The organism is Micrococcus sp. CS26 (assembly GCF_055522295.1).
Genome location: NZ_JBVFVY010000006.1, coordinates 95746 through 109686, shown reverse-complemented (window position 1 = coordinate 109686; position 13941 = coordinate 95746). Strand labels below are relative to the sequence as shown.

Sequence of the window (13941 nt, the reverse complement as noted above, 5' to 3'; positions counted from 1 at the left end):
CGGCCAGCGCCACCTCGTCGACCTCGCTGCGGGCGTGGCGCCGAAACCGTGCGGCCACGGCGCGCAGCGCGGCGCCGCCGGCGCCGAGGTCCGCGGCGCCCGCCTCGAGATGGGCGATCAGGACGGCCCAGTCGTCCACGCGGTGTCCCGTGCCCAGGTCGTCGGCGTCCAGCACGCCGGTGATCCGCTCCCCCGCGGCGTCCACGTGCAGGTTCCCCGGGTGCAGGTCGCCGTGCACGGGCACGCGCGGGCCGGGGTCCCCGGCCGCGAGCGCCGCGCGGAGCCGGTCCGCCCGGGCGGCGGCCTCGTCCTGGGCCTCGGGGTCCAGCACGACGGCGGCCCACGTGGCGTGCTCGAGCAGGACGGCGGGTCCGCCGTCATCCGCGTCGGCGCCCCCGGCCGCCCCGGCCGGGGGCGCCGACGCGGGGGGCTCCTCGGGCACCGGTGGCAGCCGATCCAGCAGCGCGGCGACCCGCGCGGGGTCGAGCGCGGCGGCCTCGGGCCCGGCCAGCAGCGCCCGCCAGGGCAGGCCCGGCACGCTGGCGAGCGGGAGCACCCCGTGCTCCGGCGCCGCGCGGACGGCGGGCACCGGCACCCCGGCCGCCCCCGCCGCGGCCATGCGCCGGGCGACCCGTGCGGCGCGCACGGGCGGGAGCACCTTCAGGAACGTGCGGGCCACGACGCCGTCGTCGCCGGTCGCCTCGACGGCCAGGACCGCGCGGTCCCGCGGCCGGTAGCCGCGCCACGTGAGGCGGGCCCGGCCCGGCGCCGTGCCGATCAGGGCCGCGAGCGCGTCCGGATCGGCGGTCAGCGTGAGGCCCGGCAGGACGGGGTCGGCGGGGGCCCACCACCACAGGGTGCCGTCCTCCAGGACCCCGCGCTCGCCCGGGACGGGCGGGCACGCCGTGGCGGGGGCGGCGGGGTGCCGGGGGTCGCGGGCGAGGACGAGGGTGCGGGAGCGGACGCGGGCGTCGCCCGCGCGTCCGGTCATCACGTCCAGGTCCAGGACGCGCGCGAGCCGACGTCCCCGCTGCAGGTGCAGGGCGTCGGCTCGGGTGCGCAGCCAGCGCTCGCCCGACGCGCGGACGGCCTGGCGCGCGGCGGCTCGGTCGATGCTCACGGGCGCGGCCGCCCGGCGGGGCTCAGCAGGCCCGGCGCCGCGCCAGGACGTTGTCCAGGTCCAGGGCGGCGATGTCCTGCTCGGCGGCGGCGCTGATCCGATCGTCCGCCGTGCGCGCGGCGTCCTGGAGCCGGGTGTCCGCGCCGGTGGGGGCGGGGGTCTCGAGCGGCGCCGGCAGGGGGCGGGCCATCTCCGGGGCGTCCAGGTAGGTGGGGCGCGGCACCGCGGGGATGGTCACCGCACGGTCCGCTGCGGGGGCGGCGGCGGAGGCGGTCACCACCACGGGCTCGACCCGGGACGCGGCGGGCGCGGAGGCCGGACGCGGCGCCTCGGTCTCGAAGGCCAGCACGGTCTCCAGCACGCGGCGGTCCCGCTCGGGGTCCGCGGCCGGGGCCTGCCGCTCCTCGGCCGCCGGGGCGGCGGGGCGCTCCGGGGCGACGACGGCGGCGGGCCGGGCGCGACGGGTGCGGTCGCGGACCGCGAGGGCCCGCAGTCCGGCCAGCCCGGCCACGGCGAACAGGAGCGACCAGCCTGCCAGGGACAGCGTGCCGGCGCCGAACGCCGCGGCGAGCCCGGCCACGAGGAACACGAGCAGGGCCACGAGGGCGGCGAGGAACAGAGCCGTGCGCCCCCACCGGATGTGCAGGCCGGTCCGGCCGCGGGCGGCGTGCGCCGCGTCGGCGGCGGCGCTCAGGCGGCCCGGGAACCGGGCGGTCAGGGCACGGACGGCGGGCGAGCTCTGCAGGCGGTGCATGAAGGACCTCGGCATCGACGGGCGGGCGGGGGCGGACGCGAGACGATGGCGGCGCAGCACGAGCCGCCAGGCCAGGAAGGCCACGAGGGCCACGATGACCAGCGACGCGCTCACCCGGGCGTCGGCCAGCGCGTCGAGCGCGGCCTGCACGGCCCTCGTCGGCGCGGTGGTCTCGTCCATGCGGTCAGCCTAGCGCCGGGGACGGACCGGCCCGGCCATCGCGGCGTGTCCGCACGCGGCGTGTCCCGCCGGGCCGCTCAGGGGCGCGGCCGGGTGGCCAGCCACCGGGCCAGCAGGCCGTCGGGGACCTCCTCGGCGGTCACCGCGAACGTCCGGTGGTCCCGCCAGGCGCCGTCCACGTGCAGGTACGCGCGCCGCAGGCCCTCGTCGCGCAGGCCGAGCTTCGCCACGACCCGCAGGCTGGCCGCGTTCTCCGGGCGGATGTTGACCTCGACCCGGTGCAGACCGGCGCTGCGGAACGCCCAGTCCGTCGCCATGGCCACGGCCGTCGGCGTCAGCCCCCGGCCGGCCTCGCGACGGTCGATCCAGTAGCCGATCGAGCCGGAGAGCACCGAGCCGTACTGGACCCCGCCCAGGGACAGCAGCCCCACCAGCCGGTCCCGGTCCGGGCGGTCGTCGTCGAGGACCATGCCCCACGTGTAGGCGCTGCCGTCCCGGCCCTGGCGGCCGTGCCAGCGGACCATCTGCCCGAACGACGCCGGACCCGCGCCCGGCACGGGGCTCGTGGCGTCCCACGGCGTCAGCCACTCCCGGTTGTGCGCCCGCTGCTCCTCCCACGCCTCCCGGTCCCGCCGCCGCAGCGGCCGCAGGGCGAGGGTGCCGTGCCGCAGGGTCACGGGCCAGGGGGAACGCTGCCAGGACATGGCGTCGATCCTATGCGCGGCCGGGCGCGGCACCGGTGCGGCGGGCATCATGGGGACATGCGCACTCCCCCTCCCGTGCCCGAGCCCGCCGCCACGGGCCCCGTCGCCGGCGTCGACGACGTCGTGGACGCCAAGGCCGCCCTGCGTGCGCGCCTGCGCACCGCCCGCCGCGACCGCTCCCCCGCGCGCCGCGCCGCCGAGTCCGCGGCCGCCGTCGAGCACCTGTGGGCGTGGCTGGGTCCGCGCGTGGCCGCGGCGACCGCGGACGGGACCGCCCCGGTGGTGGCCACCGTGCTGCCGATGGCCACCGAGCCGGACACCGGTGGGCTGCGCGCCCGCCTGCTGGCCGCGGGGGCGCGGGTGCTCGTCCCCGTGATCGAGCCGGAACGCCGCCTGAGCTGGGCTCCGTGGCACCCGGACGTCGCGACGGCGCGCGCCGCGAACGCCCCCGTGGACGAGCCCGTGGGCGAACGGCTCGGGACCGACGCGCTGGCGGCGGCGACCGCGGTGGTCATGCCGGCGCTCGCGGTGGCCGAGGACGGGATGCGCCTGGGCCAGGGCGGGGGCTACTACGACCGCTTCCTCGCCGAGCTGCCGCGGAGCGTGCCCACCGTGGCCCTCGTGTTCGAGGACGAGCTGCTGCCGGCGGGCGCCATCCCCGCCGAGCCCACGGACCGACCCGTGGACGGCGTCGTCACCGCGGCCGGACTGCGCTGGGTCTGAGCCCGGCCCGCGGCGCGGAGTAGCATCGGGGGTCGGATCCCCCCAGAACCGCGCGCCCCGGCGCGCCCCGAGCGAGCTGGAGCTGAGCATGCCCACCTACGCCTACCGCTGCAAGGACTGCGGCCACGCCTTCGACGTCGTCCAGGCCTTCACCGACGACGCCCTCACCGAGTGCCCCGTGTGCGGCGGCGTCCTGCGCAAGCAGTACGGCTCGGTCGGCGTGAGCTTCAAGGGCTCCGGGTTCTACCGGACCGACTCGCGCTCCGGCACCGGCTCGGCCGGCGGATCGACATCGGACTCGGCCGCCGGGTCCTCAACGTCCTCGACGTCGTCCTCGTCCTCCGCCGCCGCGGACTGACCCGGCCGGATCGGGCCGGCTCAGCCCCAGTGGGGCGGGCGCTGCTCGCGCAGCCAGCGGTCGCGCTCGGCCTCGGCCGGGCCGGACTCGACCCCGGCCGCGTCCCCGGTCGGCGCGGTCGCCGGCGACGTCTCGGCCTGCCCGCTCAGCCGGGGCATCCTGGGCAGGCGCGGCTCGCGGCCGTCGGCGGCTGCCGGGCCGGTGCCCGGGGCGTCCGCCCGGCGCGGACCGCGGCGGCGCGGCGCGCCGTCAGCGGACATCGTCGTCGGTCTCGTCCGTCTCGTCCGTCGGCTCCACGCCCAGCCGGTCGGCCAGTTCGCGGGCCACGGACTCCGGGTCCGCGAACACGTCGATCGCCCACAGGGTCCGGGGCTCCCAGCCGCGGGCCTCGAGCCCCTCGGGCAGGGTCCGCGAGCGCTGCCGCACCGTGAGGGCGCGGTACACCTCGCCGCCGTCGCCGGCCAGGGCCAGCGGACGGGGCGCCTCGTCCGCGCGCGGATCGAGCACGGCCAGGTCCATGACGCCGGCGTAGCGGGGCAGGACGCGGGCGCCGTGCTCCTCGAGCCGGTCGCGCAGATCGGCCAGCAGCGGGTCGCCCACCATGCCCACCGGGTCCGCGGCGTCGTCGCCCAGGTAGGCCTCGAGCAGCCGCAGGAACCAGAGGGCGCCGCCGTCGAGCCGGTCCTCGTCCAGGTCCGCGGCGCGCAGCGCGGAGACGAGGTGCAGGCGCCGGCGGGCGCGGGTGAGCGCGACCGTGACCATGCGCTCGCCGTCCGGGTCGGAGAAGGCGCCGAAGTGGTGCACCACGCGGCCGTGCGGGGTGCGGCCGTAGCCGGGGGTGAGGATCACGGCGTCGCGCGTCACGGAGGCGGCGCGCACGACCGGCACGATCACGAACGGTTCGGCCTCGGCGGCGTCCTCGCCGCGGCCGCGGGCGAGGAACTCGTGGGCCCACGGCGCCTGCGCGGCCGTGGCCTGCACGGCGGCGGCCACGCGGCGGGCGTGCTGCTCGGACACCGTGACCACGGCCAGGGACTGCTCGGGCCGGTCGCGGATGTGCTCGAACACGCGCTCCACGGTGCGGGCGACCTCGGCGTTCGTGGACTCGACCACGTCGCCGCCGGTCATCGGGATGCCGGTGCCCTCGGGCAGGTACTCGGCCGTGACGGCGCGATCCCGGCCGGTGGCCTCACCCGCGGTGGGCAGCGCGTCCAGGGCGCCGTCATAGGCGAGCGCGGAGAGCAGGCGCACGAGGCGCCGCTCGAGGGGACGGTGCACGGTGCGCAGCGGCAGGGTGGGCAGCACCTCGTCCAGCGCGTCGTGGGCCGAGCGCAGCGGGCGCAGGGGCCCGGCGGTCGCCGTCGGGTCCACGGACACCTGGAACGACTGCGGGCGCCCGATCACCGGGTCGCCGAGGGCCACCACCTGGGGGGCGCGGGTGAGCGCGCCCATCGCGGTGGCCAGGGCGGTCGCGTCGGCCTCCAGCAGCACGACGACGTCGGCGCGCCACTCCGGGGGGAAATCGGACAGGGCCATGGGCGAGGTGGTGACCACCGGCACGAGCGGCTGCAGGAGCTCGGGGGTGATCGTGGCCAGGGACTCGACCGTGGGGCTGCCCTGCTTGAGCAGGGTGCGCAGCACGGCCGCGTCCGCGCGATAGGTGCGCAGTGCCTCCCGCCAGCGCGCGGCCAGCGCGGCGGAGAGCCGGGCGCCGCCGCGCTCGAGATGGGCGCGGTCCAGGTCGCGGAACCCGCGCTCGACCTCGGTCAGGTCCGTGCCGCTCATCATGGCGAGGAAGTCGTCCCCGGAGATCATCGCCTCGAGCGCGGACTGCCACCACGCCAGTTCGAGCTCGGCGGTCAGGGCCTCGGTGGGCACTTCCCGCTCGCGCAGGTCCTCGAGCAGCTCCGCCAGGCCGTGGTCGCGCAGGCTGTCCAGCACGAGGGTGCGCTCGGGCAGCGTGGCCAGGGTGTCGCGGTCCGCCACGAGCCCGTCGACGGCGGCCACGAGGTCGTCCACGTCGCGCTCGTCCAGCGGCCCCTCGGCCACGGCCTCCGGGGCGAGGACGCCCTCGAGCCGGCGCAGGTGCTCGCGCACCTGGCCGACGTGGCCCATCACGTGCTCGCCCTGGTCCGGCACCTGCGGGGGAGTGCCCGGCTCGGCGGCGTGGCGGTTCCAGTCCTCCAGGACGGCGGCGGCGTCCACGAGGGCGCCGTGCAGGTCGGTGGGCTGCACGCCCGGGCGGACCGCGTCCTTCGCCGCGCGGCGCAGGCGGGACCGGGCCACCGAGGACATCTCGACCAGGTGGAGGCGCCGCCACGAGCTGGTGGCGGTCGCCGCGACCAGCTGGGGCACGTCGAGGGAGAACACCTCCGGGGTGAACTCGGTGAGGGTGCGGGCCACACGGCGGTAGAGGTCCGCCTGCTCCGCCCAGCCGGCCACCGTGCGCTCGGGGCGCAGGCCGGCCTGGGCGGCGGCGGTGTCCACGGCACGCCGGGTGGTGTGCAGGGCGGCCGCCAGCTCGTCGGCCAGCTCCGAGGCGGCCTCGGTCTCCTGCACGTTGCGCACGCGCGCACCGAACCAACGGCTCTCGGTGGCGGCGGCCGAGAAGGCGCCGAGCTCACCGGCGCGCACGAGCTGCTCGCCCACGGCCTGCCGGTTCACGGTGGAGTCCAGCACGGAGCGCTTGAGGCGCACGGTGGTGGCCGGCGGCGTCTCGAGCCCGGTCAGGGCGGCCAGGGCCTGCATCGCCTGGAACGGCGAGCAGCCCCAGCGGGGGCGGACGTGGTGCAGCGAGCCGACGTGCTCCTGCAGCCGGCGCCGCCGTTCGGTCAGCGCGGCCTCGTCCCGGGCGGTGTCGGGGTCCACGGCCCGCTCGGAGCGCAGGACGGCCTGCACGAGCTGGCGGCGGAGCAGCTCGGGGTCCGCGTTGGCGGGCACATCGAGCGCGATCGAGCGCAGGTCCGCCTCCTCGAGGCGGTCGAGCACGTCGGCCAGGGCGGCGGAGCGCTCGGCCACGACCAGCACGCGCCGGCCCTCCCAGGCCAGGCGTGCGGCCAGGGCGGCGGCGGTCTGGGTCTGCCCGGTGCCGGGGGCGGCCGCCACCACGAGGGACTCCCCCGCCGCGGCGTGCTCGAGCACGCGGGCCTGGGCGGCGTCGACGTCGACGACGAGGCGCTCGTCCGCCGGGGCGACGTCGTCCTCCGCGGGCGCGCCCGTGGGCTGCAGCGCCGCCGGGCGCGGCACCATGCCGGTGCTGGCGTCGTACAGGGCCTGCACGACGGGCAGATCCTCGAGGGAGGCGGGCAGCGAGGCGGTCTCCCCGAGGTCCGCGAACGTGGAGACGAGCAGGCAGTCCTCGACGTGCAGGTCCGCGATCGCGGCGGTCTCCTCGCGCAGGCGGGCGAACGCGGGGGCGGGCTCGAGACGCGCCGTGGCGTAGGCGGCCTGCTGGTACGCCTCGGGGTCCAGGGCGATGCCGTGGTGCCGGCGCAGGTTCCGCACGAGCGCCGGGTTCAGGCGGGCCGGCTCGGTGATCTGGACCTCCAGCTCGTCCCGGCCCCGGGCGCCGCGGCGCACCGTCAGGGCCACGCGGGCCAGCAGCACGGGGGCGGAGCGGCGCTCCCGCCGGCCGTCCTCCTCGGCCGTCCACGTGGCCACGCCCACGGCGAGCGCGCCGACGTCGATGCCGCGCTCCTCCGCCAGCTCGCGGACCTTGGCGCGCAGGCCGAGGGACACCTCGTGCGCCGCGTCCAGCTCCGGGCCGGCCGGCAGCAGGGTGGACAGACGGGTGCGCCGCCCCAGCAGCAGCTGCGAGACGCCGGAGGAGTTCGCCTCCGTGAGGTCGATGCTGTTGGCCGCCGAGGGCGCGAACCGCAGCATCGTGTCGTTCTCGGCGCCCGAGCCCAGAGAGGACACCCAGGCGGCCGGGTCGGGGCGGGTCTGCCCCTCGTCGGGGCGTGCGGCGGCGCGGGCGCGGGCCAGGCGCGGGAACTCCTGCTCGGTCACGTGCGTGCGGTCCTTCCTCCGTCGCCTGGGTCCAGGCGGTCTTCGTGCGGACGGCCGCCCCGGTCAGGGGCGGCCGGATGCGGCGCCGGACGCGCCGCTCACTCCCACTCGATGGTGCCCGGCGGCTTGCTGGTCACGTCGAGCACGACGCGGTTGACGCCGTCGACCTCGTTCGTGATGCGGTTCGAGATGCGGGACAGGACGTCGTCCGGGATCCGCGCCCAGTCCGCCGTCATGGCGTCCTCGCTGGTGACGGGGCGCAGGACGACCGGGTGGCCGTAGGTGCGGCCGTCACCCTGCACGCCCACGGAGCGCACGTCCGCGAGCAGCACCACCGGGCACTGCCAGATCTGGCGGTCCAGCCCGGCCGCGGTGAGCTCGGCGCGCACGATCGCGTCCGCGCGGCGCAGCAGGTCCAGGCGCTCCTGGGTGACCTCGCCGATGATGCGGATGCCCAGACCCGGACCCGGGAACGGCTGGCGGTGCACGATGCCCTCGGGCAGGCCGAGCTCGGCGCCCACGGCGCGGACCTCGTCCTTGAACAGCTCGCGCAGCGGCTCGCACAGCTCGAACTCGATGTCGTCCGGCAGGCCGCCCACGTTGTGGTGGGACTTGATGTTGGCCGCCCCGTCCCCGCCGCCGGACTCGACGACGTCCGGGTAGAGCGTGCCCTGCACGAGGAAGCGGACCTCGGTGGCGTCCGGGTCGTGCTCGGACTCGAGGACGATGTCCGCCTGCGCCTTCTCGAAGGTGCGGATGAACCGCTCGCCGATGATCTTGCGCTTGGTCTCGGGGTCGGTGACGCCGGCCAGCGCGGACAGGAAGTCCTCGCGCGCGTCCACCATCACGAGGCGGGCGCCGCCGTGGGCCTCGCCGAAGGCCTGCTCGATCTCGGCGGACTCACCCTCGCGCATGAGGCCGTGGTCCACGTAGACGCAGGTGAGGCGGTCGCCGATGGCGCGCTGCACGAGGGCCGCGGCCACGGCGGAGTCCACGCCGCCGGACAGGCCGCAGATGGCCCGCTTGTCCCCGATCTGCTCACGGATGCGCTCGACCTGCTCCTCGATCACGCCGCTGGCCGTCCAGTCCGCGCCCAGGCCCGCACCCACGTGCAGGAACTGCTCGAGCACCCGCTGGCCGCGGGAGGAGTGGCCCACCTCGGGATGCCACTGCACGCCGTAGATGCGGCGCTCGCGGTCCTCGAACGCGGCGACGGGGGCGCCCGCGGTGGAGGCCGTCACGGCGAAGCCCTCGGGCGCCTGCGTCACGGCGTCGCCGTGGGACATCCACACGACCTGCTCGAGGTCCTGGTCCGCGAACAGCACGGAGTCGGCATCCACCGAGTCCAGGCGGGTGGAGCCGTACTCCCGGGTGCCGGTCTTGGCCACGGTGCCGCCGAGGGCGTGCGCGATCGACTGGAAGCCATAGCACAGGCCCAGCACGGGCACCCCGGCCTCGAGCAGCGCCGGATCCAGCTGCGGGGCGCCGGGCTCGTACACCGACGACGGCCCGCCCGAGAGGATCAGCGCCGCGGGCTCGCGCTCCAGGATCTGCGCCGCCGGGGTGGAGGCGGGCACGACCTCGGAGTAGACGTTGGCCTCGCGCACACGACGCGCGATGAGCTGCGCATACTGGGCGCCGTAGTCCAGCACCAGCACCGTGGGCATCACGTCGCTGAGCGGGGTGGGGGTGTCGGGGTGGGGGGCGTTCTGCGTCACCCGTCCAGGATAGTCGAGGCGCTCAGTAGCGCCGCGCGGCGTCCGGGAAGCGGTGCAGCTCGTCCCGGACCACGCGGGTCATGCGCTTCTCCACCACGAAGGACAGGAACGGCACGACGCCGCCGCCGGCCATCGCCAGCAGGCGCAGCGGCTCCCAGCGCATCAGGGACCACAGGCGGAACGAGGCGAGCAGGTACACCACGTACATCCAGCCGTGGGCGATGAGGATGAACAGGGACAGGTTCACTCCCCCGGTCACGCTGTCCGTGGGGTGCAGCCCCAGGCCGTTGGCGTCCCCGTCCAGGGTGGTGCCCCCCGCGTAGAGCTCCACGTGCATGCCGTACTTCAGCACCATCTCCGCCACGAGCAGCAGGAGCATGATGCCGGTGATCCACGCGCACACCACGTAGAGGCGGGTGGCGGAGCGGATCTGCTGCTGGGTGCCGGCGAAACGGCGCTGCTCCCGGCCCGGCCGCGGGGGCGGCTCGGGCAGGTCGGCCTCCGTGATGTCCTCGGGATCCGGCAGGCTGGCCGGGTCCACCGGCTGGGGGCCGGGGTGCTGGGTGCTCATCGGCTCTGCTCCTCTCGGGGCCCACGGGGGCCCGGGTCGCGGGGGTCGGGGCGCGCGGCCCCGTCGTCGTCGTGGTCCTGGCGTGGGTGCGCCGCGGCCTGCGCCGCGAAGGCCCGCTCCTTGGCCTCGCGCGCGGCCGCCCGACGCCGCTCGAGCTCCTCGGCGCGCCACTGTGCGGCCCACTCCTCGTCGAGCCGGCGCTCGTGCTCGTCCCGGACGTGGTCGTCGCGGACGAACCGCCACCACAGGAACAGGGCGAAGCCGGCGAAGAGCATCCACTCCACGGCGTAGAAGACGTTGAGCCAGATGATCTGGGTCTCCTCCGGCTGCGGGGCCACCCACACCGGCTCGAGCCCGCCGGGGCCGGCCGCGCCCGTCTCGGCGCCCGCGGCGTCGACCATCTCGAACGCCGCCACGAACGCCGCGTAGGACGGCTCGTCCCACACGTTCACCAGCTGGGCCGGGGCCAGGCTGCGGTACAGGAGCCGGTCGGCGGTGTCCTCGGCCGCGGCCTCACGCGGCAGCGGCCCGTCCGGGGGCAGCAGGCGCCCGGTGACGGTGACCTGCCCGGCGGGCGCGGGGTCCACGACGTCGGCGTCGGCCGACCAGCCGCGGACCACCGGGACGACCTCGCCGTCCGGGGCGCCGGCCACCCGCAGGGCCGTGACCGTCCAGTAGCCGTCGCGGCCGTTCAGCAGGCGCGGGCCGACCAGGACGTCCGTGCCGGGCACGAACTCCCCCTCGACCGTGACCACCTGGTCGGCCTGCGAGCCCAGCAGGGCCTCGTAGGGGCGCACGTGCTCCAGGAACGGCACGGCGTTCTCGGTCTGGGTGCGCGGCGGCGGCGCGTTCGTCTCCGCGGACTCGAACTGCCACTTGGACAGCGCCACGAAGACCGCGGCCGCCACGAGGGCCAGCACCAGGGTGGCCAGCCAGACGGGCTTGAGGGCGGTGCGCAGCACGCCGTATCAACTCTTCCGGTCGGGGTGCCGCCTCGGGGCGGCGGGGATCAGACGGTCTGGGTGGGGGTCACGAGGACCTCCACCTTCTGGAAGTCCTTGAGCTCGGTGTAGCCGCAGGTGGCCATGGCGCGCTTCAGGCCGCCCATCAGGTTGGACGTGCCGTCCGCGTGGCGGCCGGGCCCCCACAGGACCTCCTCGAGCGGAGCCACCTGGCCCACGTGGGTGCGGTGCCCGCGCGGCAGCTCCGGGTGGGCGGCCTCGAGGCCCCAGTGCCAGCCGCCGCCGGGGGCGTCGGTGGCGCGGGCCAGGGCGGCGCCCAGGACGACGGCGTCCGCACCCATGGCGATCGCCTTGACGATCTCCCCCGAGGTGGAGACGCCGCCGTCGGCGATCACGTGCACGTAGCGGCCGCCGGACTCGTCCATGTAGTCGCGGCGCGCCTCGGCGATGTCCGAGATGGCCGTGGCCATCGGCACGCGGATGCCCATGGCGCGGCGCGTGGTGGTGGACGCGCCGCCGCCGAAGCCGACGAGCACACCGGCCGCGCCGGTGCGCATCAGGTGCAGGGCCGGCGTGTAGCCGGCCGCCCCGCCCACGATCACGGGCACGTCCAGCTCGTAGATGAACTGCTTGAGGTCCAGCGGCTCCTGGGTGGAGGAGACGTGCTCGGCCGAGACGGTGGTGCCGCGGATGACGAACAGGTCCACGCCCGCCGCCACGACGGTGCGGTAGAACTCCTGCGTGTTCTGCGGGGTCAGCGAGCCCGCGACGACGACGCCGGCCTCGCGGATCTGTGCGAGGCGCTCGGTGATCAGATCGGGGCGGATGGGGGCCGCGTAGGCCTCCTGCAGCTTGCGGGTGGCCTCGGTCCCGGCCGGGCCGGCCTCCAGGGCGGCGATCTCCTCGAGCAGCGGGCGCGGATCCTCGTGGCGGGTCCACAGGCCCTCGAGGTTGAGGACGCCGAGACCGCCCAGCCGCCCCATCGCGATGGCGGTCTCCGGACTCATCACGGAGTCCATGGGCGCACCGATCACGGGCATGTCGAACGTGTAGGCGTCGATGCGCCACGTGAGGCTGACGTCCTGGGGATCCCGGGTGCGCCGCGCGGGCACCACGGACACGTCGTCGAGGGAGAAGGCCCGGCGGCCGCGCTTGCCGCGGCCGATCTCAATCTGGTTCGTCACCGGGCCAGCCTAGCCCAGGCGCCACGGGGCGGCGCCGACCGTGTCGTCGGCGCCGCCCCGTCCGGGGGCTCCCCCCGGACCCGACGTGCGGGTCAGCGCGAACGGTAGTTCGGGGCCTCGACGGTCATCATGATGTCGTGCGGGTGGGACTCCTTCAGGCCCGCCGCGGTGATGCGCACGAAGCGGCCGTTCTCCTTGAGATCGGCCACCGTGGACGCGCCCGTGTAGAACATCGTCTGGCGCAGGCCGCCCACGAGCTGGTGGACCACCGAGGCGACCGGGCCGCGGAAGGGCACCTGGCCCTCGATGCCCTCGGGGATCAGCTTGTCCTCGTCCGGCACGTCCGCCTGGAAGTAGCGGTCCTTGGAGAAGGAGCGCGTGCCGTTGCGGGTCTGCATGGCGCCCAGGGAGCCCATGCCGCGGTAGGTCTTGAACTGCTTGCCCTGGTAGAACACGAGGTCGCCCGGGGACTCGGCCGTGCCGGCCAGCAGGGAGCCGAGCATCACCGAGTCGGCGCCGGCCACGAGGGCCTTGCCGATGTCACCGGAGTGCTGCAGACCGCCGTCGGCGATCAGCGGGACGCCCGCGGGGCGCGTGGCCTTGGCCGCCTCGTAGATGGCGGTGATCTGCGGGACGCCGACGCCGGCCACCACACGGGTCGTGCAGATCGAGCCCGGGCCCACGCCCACCTTCACGGCGTCCGCGCCGGCGTCGACGATCGCCTTGGCGCCCGCGTAGGTCGCGGCCTGACCGCCGATGACGTCGACGTGCGCGGCCGCCTTCTCCTTCTTCAGGCGCGCGATCATGTCCAGCACGCCGTGCGTGTGACCGTTCGCGGTGTCCACCACGAGGGCGTCCACGCCCGCCTCGACGAGCGCCATGGCGCGCTCCCAGCCGTCGCCGAAGAAGCCGACGGCGCCGCCGACGCGCAGGCGGCCCTCGTCGTCCTTCGCGGCGTCCGGGTACTGCTCCGCCTTGTCGAAGTCCTTGATGGTGATCAGGCCGGTCAGGCGGCCCGCATCGTCCACGAGCGGCAGCTTCTCCACGCGGTTCTGGGAGAACAGGCGGATGGTCTCGGCGCGCGAGACACCCTCCTGCGCGGTGACCAGCGGCATGCGGGTCATGGCGGTGTCCACCGTGCGGGTGGCCCACTCCTCACGCGGGATGAAGCGGGTGTCGCGGTTGGTGATGATGCCCAGCAGCGTCATGTCCTCGGCCACCACCGGCAGGCCCGAGACGCGGTACTGGGCGCACAGCTCGTCCAGGTCGGCGAGCGTGGCGTCGGGGCCGATGGTCACGGGGTCCTTGATCATCCCCGACTCAGAGCGCTTCACGGTGTCCACGTGGCGGACCTGGTCCTCGATGGACAGATTGCGGTGGATGATGCCCATGCCGCCCTGGCGGGCCATGGCGATGGCCAACGGGGCCTCGGTCACGGTGTCCATCGCCGCGGAGACGATGGGGATGTTCAAGCGGATGTTGCGGGTCAGCCGGGTGCCCGGGTCCGCGTCCGCGGGGATCACGTCCGTGGCGTTGGGCAGCAGCAGGACGTCGTCATAGGTGAGGCCGAAGAAGCCGAAGGGATCCGAGGAGGAGTGGACGGGCTCGGGGCTGGGACCGGTGCTGGTGTTGGTCACGAAGGCGCCTTTCGGGACGGGT

At 76.1% G+C, this 13941-nt stretch carries 12 protein-coding genes; 2 read left to right on the top strand and 10 right to left on the bottom strand.

Annotated elements, in window-relative coordinates:
* From ACZ1IK_RS04780 to ACZ1IK_RS04770, 3 genes are all read right to left on the bottom strand, one after another.
* On the bottom strand, positions 1-1120 hold a 1120-nt coding region (locus ACZ1IK_RS04780; protein ID WP_465098366.1), incomplete at its 3' end, for a phosphotransferase.
* Between the two features lie 22 nt (positions 1121-1142).
* Positions 1143-2054: a hypothetical protein gene (locus tag ACZ1IK_RS04775; RefSeq protein ID WP_073116764.1), complete on the bottom strand. Its 912-nt coding sequence runs from the start codon at positions 2052-2054 to the stop codon at positions 1143-1145.
* A gap of 77 nt (positions 2055-2131) precedes the next feature.
* Positions 2132-2758, bottom strand: coding sequence for a GNAT family N-acetyltransferase (locus ACZ1IK_RS04770; RefSeq protein WP_135019763.1), 627 nt, complete (start codon positions 2756-2758; stop codon positions 2132-2134).
* Between the two features lie 57 nt (positions 2759-2815).
* Between ACZ1IK_RS04770 and ACZ1IK_RS04765 the strand changes: the two genes are divergently transcribed.
* Complete coding sequence (locus tag ACZ1IK_RS04765; RefSeq protein WP_228070708.1) at positions 2816-3481, top strand: 5-formyltetrahydrofolate cyclo-ligase; 666 nt, start codon at positions 2816-2818, stop codon at positions 3479-3481.
* Between the two features lie 88 nt (positions 3482-3569).
* Entirely contained in the window at positions 3570-3839 is a 270-nt protein-coding gene (locus tag ACZ1IK_RS04760) for an FmdB family zinc ribbon protein (RefSeq protein ID WP_135019762.1), read from the top strand.
* A 20-nt stretch (positions 3840-3859) separates the two neighbouring features.
* Here ACZ1IK_RS04760 and ACZ1IK_RS04755 read toward each other — a convergent pair whose 3' ends face one another.
* The 7 genes from ACZ1IK_RS04755 to guaB all read right to left on the bottom strand — a co-directional run bounded on the left by ACZ1IK_RS04755 (position 3860) and on the right by guaB (position 13919).
* Positions 3860-4099, bottom strand: a complete 240-nt coding sequence (locus ACZ1IK_RS04755) for a hypothetical protein (protein WP_135019761.1) — start codon at positions 4097-4099, stop codon at positions 3860-3862.
* The gene (locus ACZ1IK_RS04750; protein ID WP_221845118.1) at positions 4089-7847 is read right to left on the bottom strand and encodes a DUF4011 domain-containing protein; all 3759 of its coding nucleotides are present in this window, start codon (positions 7845-7847) and stop codon (positions 4089-4091) included. The genes ACZ1IK_RS04755 and ACZ1IK_RS04750 overlap by 11 nt, the downstream gene beginning before the upstream one ends.
* Before the next feature lie 98 nt (positions 7848-7945).
* Entirely contained in the window at positions 7946-9565 is a 1620-nt protein-coding gene (gene guaA / locus ACZ1IK_RS04745) for a glutamine-hydrolyzing GMP synthase (RefSeq protein ID WP_158530772.1), read from the bottom strand.
* A 22-nt stretch (positions 9566-9587) separates the two neighbouring features.
* Positions 9588-10136, bottom strand: coding sequence for a DUF3817 domain-containing protein (locus tag ACZ1IK_RS04740; protein WP_010080440.1), 549 nt, complete (start codon positions 10134-10136; stop codon positions 9588-9590).
* Positions 10133-11098 carry an SURF1 family protein gene (locus ACZ1IK_RS04735; RefSeq protein ID WP_036384661.1) on the bottom strand — a complete coding sequence of 322 codons (966 nt, stop codon included), beginning with the start codon at positions 11096-11098 and terminating at the stop codon, positions 10133-10135. The genes ACZ1IK_RS04740 and ACZ1IK_RS04735 overlap by 4 nt, the downstream gene beginning before the upstream one ends.
* A gap of 47 nt (positions 11099-11145) precedes the next feature.
* Complete coding sequence (locus ACZ1IK_RS04730) at positions 11146-12282, bottom strand: GuaB3 family IMP dehydrogenase-related protein (RefSeq protein ID WP_002857600.1); 1137 nt, start codon at positions 12280-12282, stop codon at positions 11146-11148.
* A 92-nt stretch (positions 12283-12374) separates the two neighbouring features.
* Positions 12375-13919, bottom strand: a complete 1545-nt coding sequence (gene guaB, locus ACZ1IK_RS04725; protein ID WP_041104382.1) for an IMP dehydrogenase — start codon at positions 13917-13919, stop codon at positions 12375-12377.
* Positions 13920-13941 lie beyond the last annotated feature (22 nt).

Bases quoted from the DNA above. Each gene is read 5' to 3' on its own strand.
- ACZ1IK_RS04755 (WP_135019761.1), bottom strand. From the start codon at position 4,099: ATGTCCGCTGACGGCGCGCCGCGCCGCCGCGGTCCGCGCCGGGCGGAC.
- ACZ1IK_RS04775 (WP_073116764.1), bottom strand. From the start codon at position 2,054: ATGGACGAGACCACCGCGCCGACGAGGGCCGTGCAGGCCGCGCTCGAC.
- ACZ1IK_RS04740 (WP_010080440.1), bottom strand. From the start codon at position 10,136: ATGAGCACCCAGCACCCCGGCCCCCAGCCGGTGGACCCGGCCAGCCTG.
- ACZ1IK_RS04760 (WP_135019762.1), top strand. From the start codon at position 3,570: ATGCCCACCTACGCCTACCGCTGCAAGGACTGCGGCCACGCCTTCGAC.
- ACZ1IK_RS04765 (WP_228070708.1), top strand. From the start codon at position 2,816: ATGCGCACTCCCCCTCCCGTGCCCGAGCCCGCCGCCACGGGCCCCGTC.
- ACZ1IK_RS04770 (WP_135019763.1), bottom strand. From the start codon at position 2,758: ATGTCCTGGCAGCGTTCCCCCTGGCCCGTGACCCTGCGGCACGGCACC.